The sequence below is a fragment of the Desertimonas flava genome, from assembly GCF_003426815.1.
GTDB lineage: Bacteria > Actinomycetota > Acidimicrobiia > Acidimicrobiales > Ilumatobacteraceae > Desertimonas > Desertimonas flava.
The window spans coordinates 64,295-87,641 of record NZ_QKYK01000018.1; the positions used below are offsets into that span (position 1 = coordinate 64,295).

Annotated in this window: 22 protein-coding genes; 9 read left to right on the forward strand and 13 right to left on the reverse strand. The window is 70.9% G+C overall.

Annotated features, from left to right (window positions below; genetic code table 11):
* Nucleotides 1–27: 27 nt before the first annotated feature.
* The 5 genes from DN771_RS18870 to DN771_RS18885 form a co-directional block, all read right to left on the reverse strand.
* A complete protein-coding gene (locus DN771_RS18870) occupies nt 28–804 on the reverse strand; it encodes a type II secretion system F family protein (RefSeq protein ID WP_116999109.1) in 777 nt (258 codons plus the stop codon).
* Nucleotides 801–1,490 carry a type II secretion system F family protein gene (locus DN771_RS18875; RefSeq protein ID WP_162942128.1) on the reverse strand — a complete coding sequence of 230 codons (690 nt, stop codon included), beginning with the start codon at nt 1,488–1,490 and terminating at the stop codon, nt 801–803. The genes DN771_RS18870 and DN771_RS18875 overlap by 4 nt, the downstream gene beginning before the upstream one ends.
* Nucleotides 1,487–2,623 carry a TadA family conjugal transfer-associated ATPase gene (locus DN771_RS18880; protein WP_162942129.1) on the reverse strand — a complete coding sequence of 379 codons (1,137 nt, stop codon included), beginning with the start codon at nt 2,621–2,623 and terminating at the stop codon, nt 1,487–1,489. Before DN771_RS18880 ends, DN771_RS18875 begins: the two co-directional genes overlap by 4 nt.
* Nucleotides 2,620–3,345, reverse strand: a complete 726-nt coding sequence (locus tag DN771_RS29635; protein WP_162942130.1) for a ParA family protein — start codon at nt 3,343–3,345, stop codon at nt 2,620–2,622. The genes DN771_RS18880 and DN771_RS29635 overlap by 4 nt, the downstream gene beginning before the upstream one ends.
* A gap of 159 nt (nt 3,346–3,504) precedes the next feature.
* A complete protein-coding gene (locus DN771_RS18885; protein ID WP_116999112.1) occupies nt 3,505–5,814 on the reverse strand; it encodes a glycoside hydrolase family 3 N-terminal domain-containing protein in 2,310 nt (769 codons plus the stop codon).
* A 188-nt stretch (nt 5,815–6,002) separates the two neighbouring features.
* Between DN771_RS18885 and DN771_RS18890 the strand changes: the two genes are divergently transcribed.
* Nucleotides 6,003–6,707, forward strand: a complete 705-nt coding sequence (locus tag DN771_RS18890) for a transglutaminase-like domain-containing protein (protein ID WP_116999113.1) — start codon at nt 6,003–6,005, stop codon at nt 6,705–6,707.
* Between the two features lie 88 nt (nt 6,708–6,795).
* Here the strand turns inward: DN771_RS18890 and DN771_RS18895 are convergent, their stop codons facing one another.
* Complete coding sequence (locus DN771_RS18895; protein WP_116999114.1) at nt 6,796–8,493, reverse strand: DHA2 family efflux MFS transporter permease subunit; 1,698 nt, start codon at nt 8,491–8,493, stop codon at nt 6,796–6,798.
* Nucleotides 8,494–8,628: 135 nt separating this feature from the next.
* Between DN771_RS18895 and DN771_RS18900 the strand changes: the two genes are divergently transcribed.
* On the forward strand, nt 8,629–9,252 hold the full coding sequence (locus tag DN771_RS18900; protein ID WP_162942131.1) for a TetR family transcriptional regulator: 624 nt from the start codon (nt 8,629–8,631) through the stop codon (nt 9,250–9,252).
* 94 nt (nt 9,253–9,346) lie between these two features.
* Entirely contained in the window at nt 9,347–9,874 is a 528-nt protein-coding gene (locus tag DN771_RS18905; RefSeq protein ID WP_116999116.1) for a GNAT family N-acetyltransferase, read from the forward strand.
* Between the two features lie 49 nt (nt 9,875–9,923).
* Here DN771_RS18905 and DN771_RS18910 read toward each other — a convergent pair whose 3' ends face one another.
* Nucleotides 9,924–10,712, reverse strand: a complete 789-nt coding sequence (locus tag DN771_RS18910; RefSeq protein WP_116999117.1) for an IclR family transcriptional regulator — start codon at nt 10,710–10,712, stop codon at nt 9,924–9,926.
* A gap of 44 nt (nt 10,713–10,756) precedes the next feature.
* On the reverse strand, nt 10,757–12,001 hold the full coding sequence (locus DN771_RS18915) for a GNAT family N-acetyltransferase (RefSeq protein WP_162942132.1): 1,245 nt from the start codon (nt 11,999–12,001) through the stop codon (nt 10,757–10,759).
* Nucleotides 12,002–12,173: 172 nt separating this feature from the next.
* On the opposite strand from DN771_RS18915, the gene DN771_RS30110 reads away from it, so the two are divergent.
* The gene (locus DN771_RS30110) at nt 12,174–13,328 is read left to right on the forward strand and encodes a hypothetical protein (protein ID WP_193615387.1); all 1,155 of its coding nucleotides are present in this window, start codon (nt 12,174–12,176) and stop codon (nt 13,326–13,328) included.
* A gap of 17 nt (nt 13,329–13,345) precedes the next feature.
* Here DN771_RS30110 and trhA read toward each other — a convergent pair whose 3' ends face one another.
* Both trhA and DN771_RS18925 read right to left on the reverse strand, forming a co-directional pair.
* Entirely contained in the window at nt 13,346–14,065 is a 720-nt protein-coding gene (gene trhA, locus DN771_RS18920) for a PAQR family membrane homeostasis protein TrhA (RefSeq protein WP_116999119.1), read from the reverse strand.
* Between the two features lie 38 nt (nt 14,066–14,103).
* Nucleotides 14,104–15,042 carry a sigma-70 family RNA polymerase sigma factor gene (locus DN771_RS18925; protein ID WP_116999145.1) on the reverse strand — a complete coding sequence of 313 codons (939 nt, stop codon included), beginning with the start codon at nt 15,040–15,042 and terminating at the stop codon, nt 14,104–14,106.
* Between the two features lie 416 nt (nt 15,043–15,458).
* On the opposite strand from DN771_RS18925, the gene DN771_RS18930 reads away from it, so the two are divergent.
* Together DN771_RS18930 and DN771_RS18935 are read left to right on the forward strand one after the other, a co-directional pair.
* Nucleotides 15,459–16,322, forward strand: coding sequence for a Bax inhibitor-1/YccA family protein (locus tag DN771_RS18930; RefSeq protein WP_116999120.1), 864 nt, complete (start codon nt 15,459–15,461; stop codon nt 16,320–16,322).
* 306 nt (nt 16,323–16,628) lie between these two features.
* Nucleotides 16,629–17,321: a hypothetical protein gene (locus DN771_RS18935; RefSeq protein WP_162942133.1), complete on the forward strand. Its 693-nt coding sequence runs from the start codon at nt 16,629–16,631 to the stop codon at nt 17,319–17,321.
* Between the two features lie 44 nt (nt 17,322–17,365).
* Here the strand turns inward: DN771_RS18935 and DN771_RS18940 are convergent, their stop codons facing one another.
* From DN771_RS18940 to DN771_RS29645, 3 genes are read right to left on the reverse strand one after another with little or no spacing between them, the layout of a single operon-like run.
* Nucleotides 17,366–17,803, reverse strand: coding sequence for a hypothetical protein (locus tag DN771_RS18940; RefSeq protein WP_162942134.1), 438 nt, complete (start codon nt 17,801–17,803; stop codon nt 17,366–17,368).
* A gap of 29 nt (nt 17,804–17,832) precedes the next feature.
* A complete protein-coding gene (locus DN771_RS18945) occupies nt 17,833–19,257 on the reverse strand; it encodes an ABC1 kinase family protein (protein ID WP_116999123.1) in 1,425 nt (474 codons plus the stop codon).
* Complete coding sequence (locus DN771_RS29645; RefSeq protein WP_162942135.1) at nt 19,254–19,625, reverse strand: hypothetical protein; 372 nt, start codon at nt 19,623–19,625, stop codon at nt 19,254–19,256. The genes DN771_RS18945 and DN771_RS29645 overlap by 4 nt, the downstream gene beginning before the upstream one ends.
* Nucleotides 19,626–19,800: 175 nt before the next feature.
* On the opposite strand from DN771_RS29645, the gene DN771_RS29650 reads away from it, so the two are divergent.
* The 3 genes from DN771_RS29650 to DN771_RS18960 are packed head-to-tail and all read left to right on the forward strand — an operon-like array spanning nt 19,801 to nt 23,307.
* A complete protein-coding gene (locus DN771_RS29650) occupies nt 19,801–20,775 on the forward strand; it encodes a carbohydrate ABC transporter permease (protein ID WP_162942136.1) in 975 nt (324 codons plus the stop codon).
* Nucleotides 20,768–21,667 (forward strand): carbohydrate ABC transporter permease, encoded by a 900-nt coding sequence (locus DN771_RS18955; RefSeq protein WP_116999124.1) that lies wholly within the window; start codon nt 20,768–20,770, stop codon nt 21,665–21,667. The genes DN771_RS29650 and DN771_RS18955 overlap by 8 nt, the downstream gene beginning before the upstream one ends.
* Nucleotides 21,664–23,307, forward strand: coding sequence for an ABC transporter substrate-binding protein (locus DN771_RS18960; protein ID WP_116999125.1), 1,644 nt, complete (start codon nt 21,664–21,666; stop codon nt 23,305–23,307). Before DN771_RS18955 ends, DN771_RS18960 begins: the two co-directional genes overlap by 4 nt.
* The last annotated feature ends 40 nt before the right edge of the window (nt 23,308–23,347 follow it).

Consider the following 23,347-nt stretch of genomic DNA (forward strand, 5'->3'; position numbering starts at 1 on the left):
TGGTGGGCAGGCGATGGTGGCGGTCGATCAGAGCGGGGAGTCCCGCAGCGACGAGAGGGCGCCGAGGATCGCCGGCGCGACGGAGAGGAGCACGAACGAGGGCAGGGTGCACGCGACCAGGGGGAACGACAGGCGGACCGGCAGGCGCCGAGCGGCCGCCTCGCCCTGGCGGCGGCGTCCGGCGCTGGCCTCGTCGGTGAGGCGGTCGAGCACGGGTGCCAGTGGGAGGCCGTCGCGCAGCGCCGCGGACATGGCGTTGACGAGCGCCAGGGCGCTGGAACCACACCGGGTGATGAGCTCGCCGAGGGCCTCGCCGGTGCCGTGGCCGCGGTGCAGTCGTTGCTCGACGGCCGCGAAGGCTGGACGCACCGGGCGAGGAGCGAGGCGGGCCAGATCGGAGAGCGCCTGCGTGGGCGATCGGCCCGACTGGAGACAGGCGACGAGCAGCTCGATGGCATCGGGCATCGATGCCTCGACGGCGGCGCGGTCGGCCGCCGCGGCGCGCCGTCGACGGAGCGAGCGGAACACAATGGCCACGACGGCGCCGACGACGACGAGCACCGGCCCGGCGGCGATCGCGACGACCCCAGCCGTTGCGAAGGAGGCGACCGCGACCACGCGATGCCGGCGTCGATCGGCGGCGGCATCAGGTGGCGGGGCGGCCACCTCGGCGGCTGCGTCGCCGCTGGCCGTGTCGAGCCGCCCGGGGACCGGGCGCGATCGGCCCGGTGGCCGTTGCAGTGCCGTGCCCGCGGTGACCACCGCGGCCACGGTGGCGATCGTCGCCCATGCCGACGGGGTCATCGTGGCCTGCCGATGATTCGCTGCATCCACCACCAGCCGACGAGGTTGAGGATGGCGCCGAGGATGACGGCCAGGTAGCCGGGCGGGGTGGCGAGCGCGCCGCGGACGTTGGGCTCGGTGAGGACCAGCAGCGCGAGCAGGGCGATGGGGACGAGGGTGAGCACGCGCGCCGACAGCTGCGCCTGAGCGCTGTGGGCGACCTGCTCGTCGGCGATCGCCGCACGCGTGCGCAGCGTCGCGGCGACCCGCTCGAGCGGAACGGCCGCCGGCCCGCCGAGGTCGGCGCAGGACCGGACCACGGTGAGTGCCAGCCCCGTGGCCGAGGCTGGATCGACGACACGCGCGTCGGCGGTGGCGAGGGCCTCGACCAACGACCGGCCGCGCCTGACGGCGGCGAGGATCGGATCGATCGACGGCGCCATCGCCTCCCGCCGCCCGGTGGCGTCCTCGAGCGCGGCGGCCAGGGTGGCCCCGGCCCGTAGCGACCGGGCGGCGTCCTCGCACCACTGCGCCACCATGAGGTCGCCGGGTGAAGCGGACCGGCGACGCGGTCGCGGCAGGACCGGGCGCCGGAGCCGGCGCTGCTGCGAGCTTCGCGGCCGCTGCACCGCGCCGGCCCCACGCACGCCGGTGAGTCCGACCGCCGTGACGGCGACGGCGATGAGCACCATCGATGCGGTGGTCACGCCGGCCGCTCCCACCGTCTCGTGCGCGCGGGCCCGGTGATCACCTCGTCGTCCCGGACGAGTAGCCGGACGGTCGGCTCGCCGTCGCCGGCGCCCACGATCTCGCCCACTTCCGCCACGCGCCGGCGTCCACCGGCCGCTCGTTGGACGTGCACGACGACGTCGAGGCAACGGACCAGATGGGCCCGGATGGCGGCGAGTGGCCACGTCGGGGCCGACTGCATCACCAGGGTCTCCAGCCGGCGGAGCGCGTCGGTGGCGCTGTTGGCGTGCACGGTGGACAGCGAGCCGTCGTGGCCCGTGTTGAGCGATTGGATGAGGCTGAGGATCTCCCCACCGCGCACCTCACCGACCACGAGGCGATCCGGGCGGAGCCGCAGTGCCGTGCGAAGCAGGTGGTCGAGTGTGATCTCGGCGACGCCGTCGGCGGTGGCGGGACGAGCCTCGAGGCGGACATGGTGGGCGATCCGTGGCGCCAGCTCGGCGGTGTCCTCGAGCGAGACGACGCGTTCGCCGGGTGCGACGAGTCCGAGGAGCGCCGACAGCAGTGACGTCTTCCCCGACGACGTGGCGCCGGAGACGACGACGTTGCACCGGCGGTGGATGACGTCGGTGAGCAGATCGACGACGGTCGGCGGGGCGAAGGCCGAGAGTGGGAGCGGTTCGCTGCGGAAGCGGCGCAGCGACAGCGAGGTGCCCCCGAGCGACACCGGTGGAACGACGGCGCACACCCGGGTGCCGTCAGCGAGCCGTGCGTCGACGACGGGTGTGGTGCGGTCGAGGCGACGGCCGAGCGGGGCGAGGATGCGCTCGATGACGACGGCGAGCTCGTGTTCGCCGATGTGTCCGTGAGGGTGGACGTCGCCACCCCGGTCGACCCAGACCTGCCCACCGGCGTTGACGAGCACCTCGTCGACGCGTTCGTCGTGCAGGACGGCGTCGAGCGTTCCGAGTCCGTCGAGGCGAGCCACCGCCGCCCGGACGAGGCGTTCCGACTCGTCCGGGCCGGCGAGGGGCGCGAGGCGCTTGAGGTGCACCCGGACGGCAGTCTCGGCCCGGCCGGGTTCGGATTCGGCGGCCGCGCACAGCGCGCGGACGAGCCGGTCGTCGGGAGTGTGGTCGGTGGCGTTCATGCGCTCAGCCGGGGTCGGCTCGCCGGCCGTTCGATGCCGACGTGTTCGAGCACGACGCGCCGCAGCGGTTTGAGGAAGCCGCCGGGGAGGTTGAACACCAGGAGTCCGGCGTCGACCGCTCGGGACACCGCCGGATCGAACCGCACTTCGGCGAGCACCGGCGCGCCGACCGACCGGGCGACGTCGCTGCGCCCGAGGGCGTGGCCGCCGTCGTTGACGACGATCACTCCCGACGGGCGGATCCGGGCCGCGCTCGCTCGCCGCAGTGACAGGTAGCACGGTCGGGTGACGAGGATGCCGATGGTCGTGTCGCCGCCGTCGCTGGAGCCGTCGCGGTGGTCGACGCCGTCGCGCACGAGCGCCGGTGGTGGGCTCGGCGTGGTGCCGGCGTCGACGACGAACAGTCGGTGGTCGGCCGCCATCCACGCCGCGAGGTCGCCCCACCGGTCGGCGTCGGGGCGGATGGGGCTGGCACCCCGGTGCACCGACGCGGTGGAGCTGTCGACGTCGACGGCGAGGTCGACGATCGACGAGGGGTCGGCGTCCGACGCGAACCATTCCGACAGGCCCTGACCGAGCGGTTCGGGCAGTCCGAGCGCGGCCGCCTGGTCGCCGGCCAGGTCGACGATGACCGACGGATGCTCCGTGGCGAGGGCGAGACCGGCCGCCACGACCGTGGTGCCGCTGCCGCCCTTGGCTGCCCAGCACGTGATGATGGCCACGTCGGCCTCCCCGAGATCGAAGCCCGCCGCCGGCGGGCACGAGGTCCTGGGGTGATGTCGGTAGGGGCAACGTAGGAGGTCGCGCCGGCCTCTGCAACACGTCAGCGCAAACCTTGCCGATCGGCCCGCTCGGCGCGGACAATCGCAGCCGGTCGGACGTCAGTCCTGGACCGTGAACCGGGCCCGCAGTTGCCGCTCGAGCCGCGACGACGGTCCGACGCGGAGCTCGAACTCGCCCGGTTCGACGACTCGGCGCCCGGCGTCGTCGACGATCGAGCAGTCGGCGACGGCCACGTCGATCGCCACCGTGATCTGCTGCCCGGGTGCCACCTCGACCTGGCGGTACGCCTTGAGCTCCTGGTCGGCCCACGTCACCGACGTCACCAGGTCGCTGACGTACGCCTGCACCGTGTCGAGTGCCGGGCGGCGGCCGGCGTTGCGCAGCACGACCTCGGCGCGCACGACGCCGTCGCGGCCGACGACGTCGTCGCGCAGGCTCAACTCGCGGTACTCGACCGTGCTGTAGGACAGCCCTTCGCCGAAGGCGAACGCCGGGTCCTGCGTGAGATCGGCGTAGCGGTGCCCGTGCTGACCCCGGATCTGGTTGTAGAACACCGGGAGCTGCCCGGCATGGCGGGGGAACGACACCGGTAGCCGTCCCGACGGTTCGATGGCCCCGAACAAGAGCTCGGCGATGGCCGTGCCACCCAGCATCCCCGGGCTCGCCGCCCACACGATCGCCTCGGCCGTCAGGGCGATCGGAGGCAGGACCTGTGGCTTGGACGCCATGACGACGACGATCATCGGCGTGCCAGCTGCGGCGACGGCATCGAGCAGCGCCACCTGGTCGCCCACCAGCTCGAGCGTCGCCGTCGACCGCCCCTCGCCGACGAGCTCGATGCGGTCACCGACCACGGCGACCACGTAGTCGGCCCGCCGGGCGGCCTCGACGGCCGCGGCGATCAACGTGGGGTCGGGCGCGCACGGCGCCGCCACGGGTGGGCGCGGTTGACCGTCGGGGAACACCGGGCCCTCCGGGTCGGGGGAGACGGTGAGGATGCGGCATCCGGGGGCGTACACGACGTCCCAGCCGTCGGGCGCCTCCGTGCGCAGCCCGTCGACCACGGTGACGATGCGGTCTCGGGGCTGACCGTCCGGCAGCCAGTCGGTCTGTCCCGACGAGCCGGCCCAGTCGCCGAGCTGGGTCTGGGCGTCGTCGGCGAGCGCGCCGACGGCGGCGACGGTGCGCGGGCCGGTGGTCGCGTCGAGTGGCAACGTGCCGTCGTTGCGCAGCAGGACGAGCGACCGTCGGGTCACCTCGAGGTTCAGGTCGCGGTGCGGAGGGCACCCGACGACGGCCCGCTCGCGTTCGGGGTCGCCGAGGCGGGGATCCTCGAACAGACCGAGGTCGAACTTCAGCGTGAGGATGTGGGCGACGGCCTCGTCGAGATCACCCTCGTCGAGCAGGCCACGGGCGATCGCCTCCAGCGCGCCGTCGAGGAAGCCGGGGGTCGTCATGATCATGTCGTTGCCGGCACGGACCGCCGCCGCCGACGCCGACGCATAGTCCGGCTGGATGTGCTGCTCCCACACCATCCGCCCGACGTTGTCCCAATCGGTGACGAGGACGCCGCCGTAGTCCCACTCCCCTCGTAGCACGTCGGTGAGCAACCACTGGTTGAGCGTGATCGGCACCCCGTCGATCGCCTGGTAGCCGAGCATGAACGTGGCGCAGCCGGCGCGCGCCGTCCGCTCGAACGGGGGCAGGAACCACGAACGGAGCTTGCGGGGCGTGAGGTCGGCCTCGGTGGCGTCGCGCCCGCCCTGCGTCTCGGAATAGCCGGCGAAGTGCTTGGCGGTGGCGAGGATGGCCGACCGATCGTCGAGCCCGTCGCCCTGGTAGCCCCGGACCATCGCCGAGGCGAACTCGCCGATCAGGAAGGGGTCCTCGCCGAACGTCTCGCCGACGCGGCCCCACCGCAGGTCTCGGGCGATGCACAGCACGGGCGAGAACGTCCAGTGCACGCCTGTCGCCGCCGCTTCGATCGCCGTGACGCGCGCCGCCTGTTCGACGAGCGCCGGATTCCAGGTAGCCGCCATGCCGAGCTGGATCGGGAACACGGTCGCGCCGAGCTGGAAGCCGTGGCCGTGGATGCAGTCCTCGGCGATCAGCAGCGGGATCCGCAAACGCGTGGTCGACACCAGCTCGTGGGCGCGGGCGATCGCCGCGGGCGACGCGTGGACCAGGGAGCCGGCGTGACGGTCGAGCACGTGGCCGTCGACGCCGTCGCGCGCGTCGAGCTGCAGCATCTGGCCGGCCTTCTCGGCCGCCGTCATGCGAGACAACAGGTCGGCGACGCGCGCGGCCGTGGACCGCGAGGGGTCGCGGTACGGGGCGTCGACGAGTTCGGCGGGCACGGCCGTCGCGGACGAGGCCGGCACGGGTGATGCGGGAGCAGCGTGGTTCATGACACGTTTCCGTCTCGGCCGCGGGGACCGCGGGCTGGCGGCGCCGAGGGGTTCAGCGTGTTGCCGGAGGCACCCCACGCCGAGCCGGTGATCGCCGGCATGGGGGCGATCAGCGCCATGCTCGGATGATGGTAGTGGCTCCGCAGCTCGGTTTCGGTGGCGTCCGGCAAGGGTGAGAGGGTGGGGGGATGACGCCGACAACCGAACGCAGATCCGGCGCCACGCCAGGTAGCCCGCTCGCGCCGGAGGCCTGTCTCGGCAGCACGTGGTTCATCGACAGCGACGATCCCGGGGTGCGCGAGTTCGCCCGCCGGGTGATCGACGAGGCCGGCGCCACGAGCGACCGCGAGCGAGCGGTGGCTCTGTTCCTCGCCGTGCGTGACGGCTGGCGCTACGACCCGTACAACACCTCGATGGATCCCGGCGCGTTCCGTGCCTCGAGCGTGCTGGCGAGCGAGCGCAACTGGTGCGTGCCCAAGTCGGTGCTCCTGGCGGCGGCCTGCCGGGCGGTGGGGATCCCCGCGCGACTGGGCTTCGCCGACGTTCGCAATCATCTCCAGAGCGAGAAGCTCCGCGAGTCGATGGGGACCGACCTGTTCGTGTTCCACGGCTACGCCGAGATGTGGATCGACGGTGCCTGGCGCAAGGCGTCGTCGGCCTTCAACAAGGAGCTGTGCGAGCGCTTCGGCACCAAGGTGCTCGAGTTCGACGGCGTGAACGACGCCTTGATGCACCCGTTCGACGAGTCGGGCAATCGCCACATGGAGTACGTCAACCAGCGCGGGTCGTTCGCCGATCTTCCGCTCGACGAGATGCTCGCCGCCTTCGCCGAGGTGTACGGCGCCGACTGGGGAACGAGCGACGAGGCCGTCGTCGACGACGCCTTCCGCTGAACGCGACGGAGCGCCCGATCCCGTTCCGCCTCGGGATCGAGCGCTCTGACGGCGTGTACCGGGCACACCCCGTCACCGCCGGGTCGGCTCAGTCGACGGCCACCGCCGCCGGCTCCAACGCCTCGAGCTCGGCGTCGATGTCGACATCGGAGATGTCGTCGATGCCATCGCCGTCGACGTCGGTCGCCGTGACCTTGCCGACGTTCGGCAGCAGGAAGTAGGTGAGCAGGGCGGCGCCGAGGATGATGCCGGCGCCGACCAGCATCGCCATCTCGAGGCCGTTGACCCAGGCGTCCTTGGCGGCGTCGAAGATGGCCGTGCCCTGCTCGCCGCCGATCTGCTCGCTGACGACCCTGGCCCCGGCAAGCGACGACTCGGCCAGGTGGCGGGTGTCATCGGGCAGCGTCGCCGCGGTGTCACGGAACTGGCTGGCGAAGCCGGACGACAAGATGCTGCCGAGCACGGCGACCCCGAGCGTGGTGCCGAGCTCGCGGGTGGTGTCGTTCATCGCCGAGCCCATGCCGGCGTGCTCGGGTGGCACCGAGGACATGATCAGCGTGGTCATCGGCGTCATGGTGAACGCCATGCCGAGCGCCATCACGGCCATACCGACGAGCACGTGGAGGTAGCCCGACTCGGCGTGGAGCTGGCTGAGGATGGTGATGCCGCCGGCGGTGACGACCATGCCGGGCAGCACAACCCTGCGCACCCCGAGGCGAGCGACGGCGACGGCGGAGATCGGCGTGAAGATCATCAGGAAGGGCATGATCGGCAACATCCGCAGGCCGGACTCGAACGGTCCGTAGCCGAGGACCAGCTGGAACAGCTGGCTCACGACGAAGAAGAAGCCGAACATGGTGAGGAACACGAGGGTGATGCCGATCGAGCTCACGCTGAACGTGGCGTTCTTGAAGAGTCGCACCTCGAGCATCGGTGAGGCCGTGCGCAGCTCCCACAGGGCGAAGAGGGCGAGCGCCACGATGCCACCGGCGATGACGGCGAGCGTCTGCGGGTCGGTCCAGCCCCAGTGCGGGCCCTCGATCAGGCCGTAGACGAGCAGCACGAGTCCGGCGATCGACAGGGCGGCGCCGACGAAGTCGATGCGTCCGTGCGACGACTCACGGCTCTCGGGGAGCAGGATGAAGCACAGGACGAGGGCGATGGCGGCGACCGGGATGTTGATGGCGAACGTCGACCCCCACCAGAAGTGCTCGACCAGCCAGCCGCCGAGGACGATGCCGAGGGCGCCGCCACCCCCGGCGATGCCCGACCAGATGGCGATCGCCTTGGCCCGCTCACCCGCGGGGAACGTGTTGACGAGGATGGACAGCGTGGCCGGCATCACGAGGGCGCCGCCGACGCCCATCGCGGCCCGGGCGAAGATCAGCTCGCCGCCCGTGCTCACGAAGAACGTGGCGTAGGCGCTGGCGACGCCGAAGACGGCGATCCCGGCGAGCAGGAACCGCTTGCGGCCCCACCGGTCGCCGAGCGAGCCGGCGGTGAAGAGGAGGCCGGCGAAGACGAGCGAGTAGGCGTCGATGACCCACTGCTGGGCCGAGTTGGACAGCCCGAGGCTCTCGGACATCTTCGGCAGCGCCACGTTCAGCGACGTGTTGGCGATGACGACGATCATCAGGCTGAGGCACAGGGCGCCGAGGATCACCCAACGCCGCCGATAGATGTGCTCGGGAATCCCGTGGGACTCCATGCCGGCATGGCCGGACGAGTCGTGCGACCCGGAGGCCGGCACGGCGCTCGCGTCGAGCGCGGGGGTTGCGGAAGTCATGGAATGTCCTGTTCTCGTGAAGCGGCGTCTGTCATTAAACTGTCAGTACTGCCAGATGGCAAGAGTGACATATGGCATGGCTGCCGGATGTCACCAGTGACAGGACTCATTCACGAGCGCGCTAGCGTTGCTGTTGTGGCAACGGCCAACGTCGAGTCCGAGTCCCTCCGCGAGCGCAAGAAGCAGGCGACCCGCAAGGCGATCGAAGACGCGGCCTGGGAACTGTTCGTCGAGCGGGGCTACGCGGCGACGTCGATCGATGACATCGCGGCCCGCGCCGACATCGCGCCGCGGACCTTCTTCCGCTACTTCCGCACCAAGGACGACGTCCTCTACGGCGAGTTCGACGACGCCATGGCTCGCTTCGCCGAGGAGTTCCGCTCGCGTCCCGCCGACGAGCCGGTGTTCGCCAGCCTCGTCGAGGCCCTCGACGTGGTGAGCCGCGAGATGGTGAAGGACAAGGAGAAGATGATGCAGCGCCACGCGCTGCAGGAGAGCGCCGGCATCGAGCTGGGCGACTCGATCCGCCAGCGCTTCGGCGCGGCGATCGCCGATCTCGTCCGGGAGCGGGTCGGCGGCGAGCCCGACGGCGAGCTGCTCGCCCGCCTGCTTGCCAGCACCGTCGTGTCGTGCCAGACGATCGCCAGCGAGTACTGGCTCGAACAGGGCGCCTGCTCGAGCCTGCACGACGTCGGCAACCACTGCCTGCACCTGCTGATCGACGCCCTCGGCGACGTCAAGGACCGCATCGCCTCCTGACCCGAGATAGTGCCTGGCACTATCTCGTGACCCGAGATAGTGCCTGGCACTATCTCGGGACGGCGCTGACGGGCCGGCGTCGTACGGTGCGGTGATGGACGTCGTGCTGCGCCCGCCGACCCTTGCCGATGCCGCCGCTCTCGCCGAGACCCATGTCCGCGCGTGGCAGGTCGGCTACCGCGGCGTGCTGCCCGACGATTTCCTCGCCGCGCTGAGCGTCGAGAACCGCTACCGGCAGTGGCGTGGATGGCTCGACGACGCGACGGCCGACCACGGAGGCGCGATCGTCGCCGACGTCGACGGCGTCGTGCGCGGCTTCGTCCTGTTCGGCACCTGGCGGGACGAGGATGCCGACCCGGCGGTGGGCGAGCTGCAGGCGCTCAATGTTCACCCCGACGCCTGGGGCACCGGGGCCGGTCGGGCGTTGCTCCAAGCGGCCGACCACGGGCTCGCCGCGCTCGGCTACGGCGAGGCGGTGCTGTGGGTCGTCACCGGCAACGCCCGGGCCCGGCGGTTCTACGAGATCGACGGGTGGGTGCCCGACGGCGCGAGCAAGGTCGACGATCGCGACGCCGTGCCGATTCCCGAGGTGCGCTACCGCAAGCGGTTCGTGGCCGCCTGACGGTGGGGCCCCGTCGCCCAGGGAGTCACAAGCGGGGAACCGAACCGGCTCAGCGGCCGAGCAGTTCGGCGAGCTCCGCGGCTCGTGCGTTCAACAGGGCGGCCATCTCGGCGACCCGCTTCGCCGGGAGGCGCCCGGACGGACCGGCGGCGCTGATCGCCGCGAAGGCCGTCCCGTGCTGGTCGCGGACGGCCACCGCCACCGACGTCATGCCGTCTTCGCTCTCGCCGGTGTTCACGGCGTAGCCGCGCTCGCGTGCCTTGGCCAGGTCGCGAACGAGCTCGCGGAACGACGTGATCGAGCGCTGCGTCGCCGCAGGGAGCACGTCGGAGGGGTAGAGCCGGCGGAGCTCGTCGGCGTCGAGGTCGGCGAGCAGGACCTTGCCGATCGACGTGCAGTGCGCCGGCAGCATCACGCCCGTGCGTCCCGTCACCCGCAGGGCCTTGGGGCTCTCGACGGCGTCGAGGTAGCGCACCATGTCGTGCTCGAGCACGGCGAGATGGGACGTCTCGCCCGTCGCCTCGGTCAGCGCCTCGAGGACGGGGCGGGCGATCTCGCGGATGTCCATGTTGCGCACCACGGCGAGACCCACCTCGAGCAGTGCCGTGCCGGCGATGTAGGCCCGCGTCCGCGCGTCCTGGCGGACGAAGCCGTGGTGCTGCAGCATCGCCAGCAGCCGATGGGCCGTCGAGTTGGCCACGCCGAGGTGCGTCGCGGCGTCGGACAGACGCAGCTCACGGTGGTCGCGGAACAGCAGCAACAGCCGCAGCGCGTTGTCGACCGACGCGATGGGATAGAGGGGCGTCGTGTCGGTTCGGGCGGCGGTGTCCTTGGGCATTCCCCCTGAGTGTGCCTCAGCGGAGCAGGCTCGCGGCGCGCCGGTCAGAACCCGCTGCAGCAGTACGGGGCCTCGGGGGTGAGGAACAGCGCGTCTCCGACGGCCACGGCGTCGGGCCGGCGCACGTCGACACGCCCGGCCGACGCCAGCGCCGAGAACCGGAAACCACCGAGGTAGACGACGGCGAGCTCGCGGACGTCGAGGGCGAGGTCGGCCGTGCTCGCCTCGGTGTCGACGCGCTTGGCGCCGTGGTCGCCGATCTCCCAGACCCCCGTGTTGTGGGGGAGCAGTTCGTCGGTCACGGCGATGGTGACGGTGCCCGATGAACCCGCGCCGTTGCCGTAGGCGCGGGCGCCGAGCGCCGTCTCCACGTCGAGGAGGCGCAGCCACTGCTCGTCCCAGCGGAAGCGCGCCTGGTAGGCGCGCACGTCGGCGGCGGCCAGCGACGCGATGTCGTCGACCGGGCGTTCCTCGCCGAACCACTCCTGCACGAGGTCGATGTGGCAGAGGTACTGCCACAACGCCAGCTCGACCGATCCATCGGCTCCCCACAGGTCGTAGACCTCGCCCTGCCCGAGCGGCGGTGTGAAATTGGCCGTCTGCCACTTGACGCCGTAATGAACGAAGCCGTCGTCCACGGGTGTGCCATCGGGTCCGGGGGAGGAATGGACGACCACGAACTCGCCGTCGCCGCTCGGCGTGATGGCGTTGCGCAGGTACCGCTCCCACATCCAGTCGGGGCGCACGAGCACGCCGGGGCGCCTCGCGACCCGGTCGTAGATCGGCCGGACGACGTCGAGGATCTCGTCGCCCCGCAGGATCCGCAGCGAGCCGCCCGTCGCCGCGCCGTGGAACGGGCGGGCGGTGCGGGCCACGACGTTCACCTCGTTCATCTGGCCGGCGAGACCGAAGCCGTAGCGCTGGTAGATCCGCGTCTCGCTCGCTCGCAGCGAGGCCAGGATCTGTCCGCGCTCGTAGGCGTCGGTCAGCAGGCGCGTCATCATCTGCCGGGCGAGGCCCTGACGCCGATGCGTCGCCAGCACGCCGACGCGCGTGACGCCGTTCGTCGAGAGCCGGGCGCCGCCGGGCACGATCGTGTCGAGGCGGTAGCCGGCCATGTGGGCGACGCAGCGGTCGCCGTCCCACGCGCTGATGGAGTCGGACGCCTCCCAGGACGGCAGGCTCTTGGGCCAGTCGTCGTCGCTGATGGGAGCGTGCAGCAGGGCCGTGCTCACGACGTCGGATGCGGCGCGGTACTCATCGGGCGTCGTTGCCCTGATCTCGATCATGCGCCCCATCGTTCCATGCCCTTGTGGCGCTCCCGCATCGGGTTTCCGCGCACAGTATGGACGGTGGGGACGGTAGGGACAGCCGGACGACACCGGTGGGGCTGTCCGGGTTCCGTCGGGTCCGACCACTTGCGACGATCGCGAGATGTCGTCTGCACCGAGGTCCGCGTCCGTGTCCGTCGTGGCCGTCGCCCTCGCCGCTGCCATGGTCGCGGCGGGCGGGTCGGCACTTGGGTTCACGACGCCGACGACGACCACGACGACCGTCCCGCTCGGCCTGGTGGCCGAGACCGCCACCACGACGACGACCACGACGACCACCACCATCGCTCCACCGTCCACGACGACCACCACCCAGCCGTCGTTCGCCGCGGTGACCGCGCCGGTGGCGACCGTGACGACTGCGCTGCCGCTGGCCGCGGCGACGACCACGACCGAACCGGCCTCTGACGACGTTCCCATCGGCCAGATCGACACGAGCGGTGCGGTGCCACCCGGCCTCGATCTCGCCGCACTGCCCGGCGCTCCCGCAGCGCCGCCCGTCGCCGGCGACGTCGACTTCTCGGCGGGCCCGGGTTGCGCGTACCAGTGCATCTCGTCCGGTGTGGCGTACCCGCGCGGCTTCGGGGTGGAACTGGTGGTGGAGACCCGTGTGCCGGCCGACCTGGTGCTGATCGTCGCCCGTGACGGCGACGGTGACGGCAGCTACGAGTTCACCGAGCACCTCGACAGCTCCGGGCGCGTGACCCGGTTCAGCGCCGCCCTCGATCACCTGGCCCGCGGCGCGACCTACTACGTCACGGTGGCGGCGACCGACGAGCTCGGCGACATCTCCTACGCCTTCGGGCAGTTCACCACGCTGTCGGAACGCACCGTGAACCTCGTCGTCGGCGACGTCGACATCATCGGCGGACCGACCAACATCGTGCACACCGACACCGTGTTCATCATCGACGGCGACTACTGGGACATCGACGGCGCCGGCTGGGAGCTCGTCCACGTCGGGCTCGACCGTCGCGTCGATCTGGCGCTGCGGGTCTACCGGGAGTGGCAGGTCGCCGGATCGACGCTCTGCGAGGGGTCGTATCCCGAGACCGACCCACCGACGGGTAACAGCGACGACCGGTGCGAGACCTGGAACACGGCGTCGCTGAACGACCTCGACGTCGATGTGATCCCGCCGAACAGGGCGCACTGGACGTCGGTCGGCTTCGAGCGGACGTTGGTGACCCCGTCCGGGGCCGGCGGGCAGCTCCCACCCGGCTACGGCGAACCCCGGTACTTCGACATCAGCGCGTCCATCTCGTTCGTGGTCACGTACAGCTGACGCGCCGGCCCCGGTCGTCAGCGGGTGACCAGGAGGAAGAGGCCGCCCCAGTGGCAGAGGGCGGCGAGCACCACGAACGTGTGGAAGACCTCGTGATAGCCGAATGTCCGCGGCCAGGGATCGGGCCAGCGCAGGCCCAGCGTGAGCGCCCCGATGAGGTAGAGCATCCCGCCCGAGACGAGCATGGCGATCTCGGCGCCGTCCAACGCCCGGAGGTAGGCGCCAGGGTTGAGCAACACCGACCAGCCGGCGCCGACGTACACGAGGCCCAGGACGTACGCCGGGCAGTCGAACCAGAACAGCCGCAAGCCGATGCATACAGCGGCGACCGCCCAGGTCCCGACGAGTAGCACGAGCCGGGTCGTGCCCGACATCCCGGCGACGATGACACCCGTGTAGGAGCCGGCGATCGCCAGCAGGATCGTCGAGTGATCGGCCCGCCGCAGCGCGGTGCGCAGCGCGCTCGACAGCCGCGGCAGATGGTAGACGCCGCTGACAGTGAGCATCGTGACGATGCAGATGCCGTACACGGCCATTCCCGCCTTGACGTCGGCGCCACGGGCGCGGGCGACGAGCCAGACCGACATGGCCACGGCGAACGGCACCGACCAGCGGTGCACCGTGCCGCGGAACTGGGGACACTCATCGGTGCCCGACAGCACGGCTGCCGGTTGGGCCCGCACGCGGGTACCGACGCGGTCGCCGAACGGGACCGCGGCGCGCCGGGCTCGGGGCACGACGTCTCCGTGGCCGGGAGGTTGGTGGGAGGCCGGACTCAGACGGCGAGCAGGTCGCGGGCGCCGGTGTCGCTCGACGGGTGGCGCAGCTTGCTCATCGCCCTCGCCTCGATCTGGCGGATGCGCTCCCGGGTGAGGTTGAAGTGTTCGCCAACCTCCTCCAGCGTGCGCGGTTCGCCGCGATCGAGCCCGAAGCGGAGCTTGAGGATCTCCCGCTCGCGGTCGTCGAGCGGCGCAAGCAGGCGGGCGATCTCCTCGGGCAGCAACGCCGTGGCGGCGACCTCGAACGGCGACTCGGCCGAGCGGTCCTCGACGACGTCGCCGAGCTCGGCGTCGCCGTCCTCACGAAGCGGCTCCGACAGCGAGAGCGGCTCGGCGGCGAAGCGCAGGGCCTCGGTCACCTTGTCCTCGGGCATCTCGACCTCGCGGGCCAGCTCGGCGAGCGTGGCCGGGCGGCCGTACTTCAGCTCGAGGCGCGAGCGCGCCTTCTGCAGGCGGGCGAGCGTGTCGCCGGCGTGGACCGGCAGGCGGATCGTGCGACCCGTGTTGGCGATGCCTCGGGTGATGGCCTGGCGGATCCACCACGTGGCGTAGGTGGAGAACTTGAAGCCCTTCCGCCAGTCGAACTTCTCGACGGCGTGCATCAGGCCGAGGTTGCCCTCCTGGATGAGGTCGAGCAACGGCAGGCCGGACGCCTGGTACTTCTTGGCGATCGAGACCACGAGTCGCAGGTTGGACTGCACGAATTGACGCTCGGCGTCCTCACCTTGACGGGCCGTCCGGCGCAACTCGCGCCGACGCGGGGCCGCCAGGTCCTTGCCCGCGGAGTCGAGCTCTTCGAGCGCTTCCTTGCCGGCTTCGATCGCCTTGGCGAGGCGGACCTCGTCGTCCTTCGTCAACAGCGTGTACTGACCGATGTCGGTGAGGTACAACCGGACGAGGTCCTCGTCATCGCGGTCAACGCGATCTTTCGCCACCATGGCTCCTTGTCGTACCACCCCCGCCGGGGAATGGTGTCGTCGTCGGGTTGTCCTGTGTCGAGGTAGCGAACACAACGCTGTGGCGCTTCCCGATTGCCGCAATCCAAGCAGACCTTGCGCAGCGTGCCTACCGGATATAGGCAATGCCGTGCGCGGAGTGAATGCACTGGGCACGGGTCACGATACCGACCCGCCCGATGCCACCAACCCGTTGGCGAGCGATGTTCGAATTCACCAGCATTCGCTTTCCAGCAAATCGCCACGAGAGATAGCGCGGCCGATGGCATCCGTCGACGTGATGGATATGCCCCACTCCCTCCCGGGGCCGGCCGTCACCGCGCCGCTACACTGCCCCGAAGCGATTGATCCCGGTCCTCGGGCCGGCGCTCGACCGAACCAGCAGGGAGTTTGCGATGGCAAATCCGATCCTCAACGACAAGATGCTCGAATCATCACGAGCCGGGTGGGCGGCCCCCACGCCGCCGAGCCCGGGTGGGCAGACGTGGGCTCCGCCCCAGCCGGGCACGCAGGCCGTCGACGACGGACCGGTGTCGCCGTGGCAGGGGGCGATGACGGTCAACGGCACCATCAGCAAGACGGCGTTCCTGTTCGTCCTGCTCCTGGCGTCGGGCACGGCCGGCTGGCTGGCCACCGACGAGCAGGTCGGCCTCGTGCGGGGATCCGACGGCGTGGTCCGCGAGCAGGTGGTCGCCTCGTTCCCCGGCATCGCCATGCTCGGCATCATCATCGGTATCGCCTGCAGCTTCGGCGTCTACTTCAAGCCGCAACTGGCCAAGTTCCTCGGCCCGGCCTACGCCCTCGGGTTCGGCTTCGCCGTCGGCGCCGTCTCCAAGGGCTACGAGACGTTCCAGAGCGGCATCGTGCTGCAGGCCGCCGGGGCCACGGCGGCTGTCTTCGGCGTGATGCTCGTGCTCTACCGCACCCGCGTCATCAAGGTCACCGACCGCTTCCGGCGGGTCGTCGTGATGGCCACGCTCGGCATCATGGTGTTCTACGGCGTCTCGCTGATCATGCGCCTGTTCGGCGCCGAGGTGCCGTTCCTCAACGATGCGTCGGCCCTCGGCATCGGCCTCAGCGTGTTCATCTGCGTGATCGCTGCGATGAACCTCGCCCTCGACTTCGACTTCATCGAGAAGGGCACCCGTTCGGGCCTGGCCAAGGACTTCGAGTGGTTCGCCGCCTTCGGCCTGCTCGTCACCATCGTCTGGCTCTACCTCGAACTCCTCCGCCTGCTTTCCAAGCTCCAACAACGCTGACGGTTTCGTCCTCGCTCCGCATCGGTCGCTTCGCTCCCTCGCTCCGCTGCGGCGAGTTGGTTTGCGGCCCCCGGCGCCCGGCAAAGCCAGGGCGCCGGGGGCGCCGAAGAGTTGCTGTGGCGTCATCTCCACCCTCGGCTCTCTCGGGGTCTTCCATCCCCACTGCCCGCCTCGCCCGCGCGTTGGTCGCTCCCCTACGGGTCCACCACCGGCGCGTTGGTCGCCTCGACCCATGCGAGTGTTGAAGGGCGCCGGAGTGTGGGATGGCCCGACGGGGGGCGCCCAACACTCGGGTGGGTGTCGGCCATGAGTCGGGCGGGGCGTGTGGTCGAGGCGGTGGTGGTGGGACTCGTCGGGATGACGCTCGGCGGCCTCGTCGGGTCGACACTGGGCCTCACCGTGCCGGCGGCGATCGTCGGCGGGCTCAACGGGGCGATCGGCGGTGCTCGCCGGATATATCGGTGGCGATCACCGTCGGGTGTGGTCGCGTTCGTCCTCGACTCGACGTGGGCGCTCGTCACGTCGATGTCCGCCCTCGTGGCCCACCTCGTGGCCGCCGTACAGCGCGACAGCACCAACTATCGGACCGCGCTCAGTGAGCGGGCCAACCGCCACGTCTACGCCCGGGGCTTCCGCATGCGCCGCGGGTTCCTGCTCACCGTCGGCAACGTCGTCAACGGGGCGGGTGCCGGACCCCGCATCGCGCGCATCGTCGCCGACCACGAGCACGTCCACGTGTGGCAGGCCCGCGCCTTCGGCCCGTTCTTCCCGCTGCTCTACGGCGGATGGATGGTGGCCGGCGCGGTGATCGGCGCCGTCGGCTGGCTCGTGCGCCCGAAGCGGCAGCCGTTCGCTGCTGCGGTCGACGCCTGGGCCTACTACCGCAACCCGTTCGAATGGTGGGCCTACAGCCGCGAAGGTCGCTGGCCGCCGCCGCGGGTCGACGCGTCGACCGTCTGGTCGAAGCCGATGACCGCCGCCCGACCGTCGACGCGCTGAGCAGCGCGTGACCTCACGGTTGGAGCCTTGCACCAACCGTGAGGTCAGGCGAGGAGCGGCGACAGTTCGTCCAGCTCGGCGGCGTAGTCGGCGGCGACGAGATCGAGGATCCGGGCCGTCGGGCCGTCGACGCGGCGGTCGATGCGCTGGCGGTGCGCCGCCACGTGGTCGGCGACGAGCGACGGCAGCACCATGGTCACCAGCACCGACGGGTCGTCGACGATCAGCGTTCGGGTCTCCTCGACGAACCCGAGGCCGTCGTCGGTGGCGAACTCGTGGTGCGGGACGACGGGCACCCGGGTGGCCCAGAGCTCGGCGTGCCACGCGTGACGATGGCACCACGTGGCCAGCGGCGTTCGCGCCGCGACCGGTGTGTCGGACGAGCGGGCGAGGCGGCCCAACTCCTCGAACAACATCGTCTCGACGGCGATCCAGCGCCGCGCATCCCGCTCGAGATCATCGATGGTCGCGCTCGTACTCACGCTCACGCTCGCTGTGCGGCTTTGCTCGCTCACGCTCGCCAGGCCACCTCGGCGGCGCCGAGCTCGGTGGCCGGCTCGGCACCGGTGCGGTACTCCAGCAGCATGTGCCGCCACGGGCCCGACGCCTCGAGCTTGCCGAGGATCGCGCTCACGCCCCACACCACGCGATCCAAGATGACGTAGCTCACCGGCATGTTGAGCTTGGCGATCACATCGCGGTGCGGCCCGGCGAGATCCATGATCCGCGCCAGCGTGTCGCGCATCCACTCGCGGGTGAACGTGAACTCGTCGACCAGGTACGGCACGTACGGCGCCGACACGTAATCGAACACCCGCTGCGGGTCGAGGCCGTGGTCGGGGACGAGGAAACCGACCTCCTCCATCGCGTTGACCAGCTTCACCGGGTCGCGGTCGACGACGATCGCATCGAGCGTCGGCTCGAGGCGCTGCCATTCGCCGGGATCCCACCGCTTCACCAGACCGAAGTCGAGGAACGTCACGCTGCCGTCGTGATGGAAGCGGTAGTTGCCGGGGTGCGGGTCGCCGTTGAACATGCCGAGCCTCTGCACGGAGTACTGGGCGAACCGCCAGATCACCTCGGCGACGCGCTGCTTGGTCGCCGGCGCTGCGGTGGCGACGAACTGATCCCATGACAGGCCCTCGACCCACTCGGTGGTGAGCACCCGATGCGACGAGAACTCGGGCGCCAGCGTGGGGATCCGCACCCACGGGTGGCCGGCGAAGCGGCTGGCGAACTCGGTGATGTTGCGGGCCTCGCGGCGATAGTCGAGCTCCTCGGTCATGCGTGCCCGCAACTCGTCGACCAGCGCGCGCGCATCGAGACCGTTGAGCGCCAACGCCGAGAACATGGAGTACATCACCTCGGCGGCGTCCAGGTCCTCCTGGATGGCTTCGCCGACACCGGGGAACTGCACCTTGACGGCGAGCTGCCGGCCGTCGGCATCGGTCGCGCGATGCACCTGGCCGATGCTGGCAGCGGCGATGGGCAGGTCCTCCCACGTCGCGAACACCTGCTCGGGTTCGGCGCCCAACTCGTCGCGGACCACTCCTGCGGCGAGCGTCGGAGCCATCGGCGCGGCGTCGGACTGTAGGGCCGCCAAGGCTTGCTGGGCCTCCTCGGGAAGGCCTTCGCCGATGAAGCTGAGCATCTGCCCCGCCTTCATCAGCACGCCCTTCATCTCACCGAGCTCCTGGGCCACGTCCTCGGCCGTGCGGATGGCGAACTGCTCGTCGAGCTCGGCTCGGCGCTCGGCCGGGGTGACGATCCTGCGGGCTCGCATCCCGGCGTACCGCCCGGCGTTGCGGGCGGTCAGCTTCCACATGCGGCGCGAGCGCCACGACGTCAGTTGGCCGAGCTTGCGGCGGGCCGCGGCGGCGAGGGCGCCCGCGCCGAGGCCGCCGGCCGCCAGGGCAGCGAGCCGCGATCGCCTCATGGCGCCGGGGGAGGAGCGGCCGGTCCGGATCGGCGGGCCGTGGGATGTTCCGCCAGGTAGGCGTCGTCGAGCGGGGCGCCGGTGACCTCGTCGGTCCAGTAGGTGGCCGCTTCGAGTCGTTCCATGGCGCGCTCGACGTCGGCCAGGTCGGCGGCGATGGCGTCGAGATCGACGGTGTCGGCCGGGTCGTCGACGGGGGCGGCGTCGACGGTGCCGGGGCCCGCGGCCTCGACCGACCCGGCGACCTCGCCGATCTCGGCGTCGGGCGCTGGTGTCGGCTCGGTGACGGGGGAGTGCTCGTCCGGTGCCCCGGTGAACGATCCCACCGGCCCGGACTCACCGGTCGGCTGCGACGGCGACGGGTCCATGCCCCGGCAATCTACTGGCCGGGATCGTCACCCGCCCGCCGCCTTCCGGCACCACGACTCGTTACTGTGCTGGCGTGAGCGAAGCGAGCGCGTGCCGTCCGAGCGAGCGCCAGCGAGCCGGAGCGGCGATGGGGCGCGAGCGCAGCGAGCGGGGGCGCAGCCCCCGGGAGATGACGTGAGCGATGCGGTGGCACCGGCCCGATCGGTGCGGTCACGGCTCCTGCCGTCGCGGTCGCAGCCCAAGCGGTCGCTCCGCGCCCGGATGCGTGACGCTCCCGCGGCCTTCCTCCTGCTCGCCCCGTCGTTCACGATCCTCGGACTGTTCGTCGTCTATCCGCTGATCCGCACGATCATCCTCGGCCAGCAGCGTTGCGACTCGCAGGGCGACAACTGCCGGTCCAACGGCTGGGACCAGTACGTCGACGTCGCCCGCAGCAACGAGTTCCGCGACGCCCTGTTCGTCACGTTCAAGTTCGCCCTCATCACCGTGCCGTCCGGGCTCATCCTCGGAGTGGCCCTGGCGGCGCTGGCCGACAAGTACGTCCGTGGCATCGGCATCTTCCGAGCGATCTTCTCGTCGACGGTCGCCACCTCGGTCGCCGTCGCCAGTCTCATGTGGTTCTTCCTGCTCGAGCCGAGCGTGGGCGTGCTCTCCAATCTCGGGTTCATGCAGGACCTGTTCCCCGTCATCAAGTCCCCGGGGTTGCTCAGGGACTCGGGCACTGCACTCGGGGCCGTCGCCGCGTCGAGCATCTGGGCCGGGCTCGGGTTCACGTTCATCCTCGTCACCGCCGGGTTGCAGGGCATCCCCCGGGAGTTGCACGAGGCGGCCGTCGTCGACGGCGCCGGCGGCACGCGGCGCTTCTTCAGCATCACGATCCCGATGCTCGGCCCGACGCTGATCTTCGTCGTGATCGTGCTGACCACGCGGGCGTTCCAGGCCTACGGCGAGATCGACCTGCTCACGCAGGGCGGACCCCGGCCGTACCAGTCGACCACGACGCTGACGTACCTCACCTACGGCTCGAGCTCGCTCATCGGCACGAACGACGGGCTCAAGGCCGCAGTGGCCGTGCTGCTGTTCCTGCTCCTGCTGGTCCTGTCTGCGCTGCAACTCGGCGGCCTCGGCAAGCGGGTGCACTATGGCTGAGACGCTCGCCGCCGATCCGGCCGGCAAACGTCGTGAGCGCCGACCCACTCCCGCGGCGTCGGTCACCCTCTACGACCGCACGTCGGGCCTCGGCAAGGTGGGGCGCTACGCCCTGCTCGCCGTCATCTCGTTCGTCGTGCTGTTCCCCGTGTACACCACGGTGGTCGGGGCGTTCAAGCCTCGCCACAAGGTGCTCGTCGACCGCCTCGTGCCGACGTCGGTGACGTTCCAGACGTTCATCGACGCGTGGAACGAGGGGCGCCTCGGCCGCTATCTCCTCACGTCGGGCATCGTCGCCGTGGTCGTCACGCTGGCCCAGGTCGTCACCTCGTTGATGTCGGCCTACGCCTTCGCCATGCTCGACTTCCCGTTCCGCCGCACGCTGTTCGTCGTGATGCTCGCCACGCTGCTCGTGCCGATGGAGGCGACGCTGGTGGTCAACCGCCGCACGATCGACTCGCTCGGCTGGATCAACTCCTTCCAGGCGCTGATCATCCCGTTCACGGCCACGGCGTTCGGCACGTTCCTCGTCCGCCAGGCCCTGCTCGCCCTGCCCACCGATCTGCGCGACGCGGCCCGCATCGACGGCGTCGGGCACCTCGGGTTCATCCGCCACGTGGCCGTCCCGCTTGTGCGGCCGACGCTCGGGGCCCTCGCGTTGTTCTCGTTCCTCGGCACGTGGAACTCGTACCTCTGGCCCACGCTGGTGACGACGGACGCCGACATGAACACGGTGCAGGCCGGCCTGCGGACACTGAAGCTGCAGGGTCTCGATGCGCCTAACGTCGTCATGGCCGGCACGGTGATCGCCGCGATCCCCATTGTCATCGTCCTCATGGTCTTCCAGCGTCAACTCATTCGCGGTCTCACAGCAGGAGCAGTCAAAGGATGAACTCTCGAATCTCGACGGCACGGCGTCTCGCCCTCGCCGCGGTCACGTTCGCCGTCGCCACCGGGTGTGCCTCGGGTGAGTCGATCATCAACGCCGGCAACGACGGCACCCGCCCCACCACGACCGGTCCCGGTGCGGGTCCCGACACCACGCTCCCGATCGGAGGGACGATCCCCCTCGGCGGGACCGTGCCGCTGGTCGCCTCCACGGTCTCGCTCATGCCGACGACGATCCCGCTCGTCGGGGCGACGATCCCGCTCCCCACGGCCGGTGGGGCTCGGGGCTTCGCCGGGTCGTCCCGCGCTGCAGCGCCGCCGGACATCGCGCCGTGCCCCGTCACCGCGCTCGACGAGCTCGACCCGGCCGACGGTCCCGTCGAGATCACGTTCTGGCACGCGATGACCGCGGCGACCGAGGAGGCACTCGTCGCCCTCACCGACGAGTACAACGCCAGTCAGGATCGTGTGCACGTCACGCTCGCCAACCAGAACGGCTACAACGAGCTGACGAGCAAGTACTTCCTGTCGAGCGAGAGCGATCGGCCCGAGGTGGTGCAGATGCCGGAGTTCATGACCCAGCAGATGGCCGACGCCAACGCCGTCATCCCCGCCGGCGCCTGCATCCAGGCCGAGGGCTTCGACATCGAACCCTTCCTCGACCGGGCCCTGCTCGCCTACCAGACCGGTGGGATCCAGTGGTCGATGCCGTTCAACGCCTCGACGCCGGTGCTCTACTACAACCGGGCGATGCTCGAGGAGGCGGGACTCGATCCCGACGATCCGCCGGTGTCGCTGGAGGAGTTCCGGGCCTACGCCGACGCCATCGTCGAGTCGGGTGCCGCCCCGGTCGGCATTGCGTTCGACCACGGGGTCAACTCCGGCGGTGGCTGGTTCCTCGAGCAATGGCTGGCCCGCCTCGGCATGCCGTATGCCGACAACCAGAACGGGCGCGCCGGTCGCGCCACCCAGGTCGTGTTCAACACGCCGGAGGTCGTCGAGATGCTCGAGTTCGTCCAGGCGATGGTCGTCGACGGGGTCGCCGTCGACGTCGGCGACAACGCCGGGGCCACCGACGTGCTGTTCAAGCTGGCCGACGCCTCCGAGCCGGCGGCGATGGGCATCACCACGTCGGGCGGGCTCGGCATCGTGATCAGCGTGCTCGCCAGCGGCCAGGTCCCCCACCTGTCGGTCGACGACTTCGGGGTCGGTCCGCTGCCCGGTCCGTCCGACACGCCGGGTGCGCTCGTCGGCGGGGCGTCGTTGTACATCACCCGCGACCACGGCGATGCCGAGGCGGCGGCGTCGTGGGACTTCATCAAGTACCTGACCACGGCTGAGTCGCAGTCCACGTGGGCCGCGGCGACGGGATACGTGCCGATCCGCGAGGACGCCGCCGAGCTCGACCCGTTGGCGCAGACGTACGCCGACGATCCCCGATTCCGGGTCGCCTTCGATCAGCTGACCGCCGGCAGCGACGACTTCAGCTCGGTCGGCCCGGTGCTCGGCCCGCTGCAAGAGATCCGTGAGGTCACGGCCCGGATGATGGCGACGATCTTCGCCGGTGGCGACGTCGAAGCAGCGCTCGCCGACGCCACCGACCAGGCCAACGCCCTCATCGCCGACTACAACGCCCGGAACTGAGTCGTCTGCGCGCTTCCGTCCGCGAGAAGTGCGAGGTCAC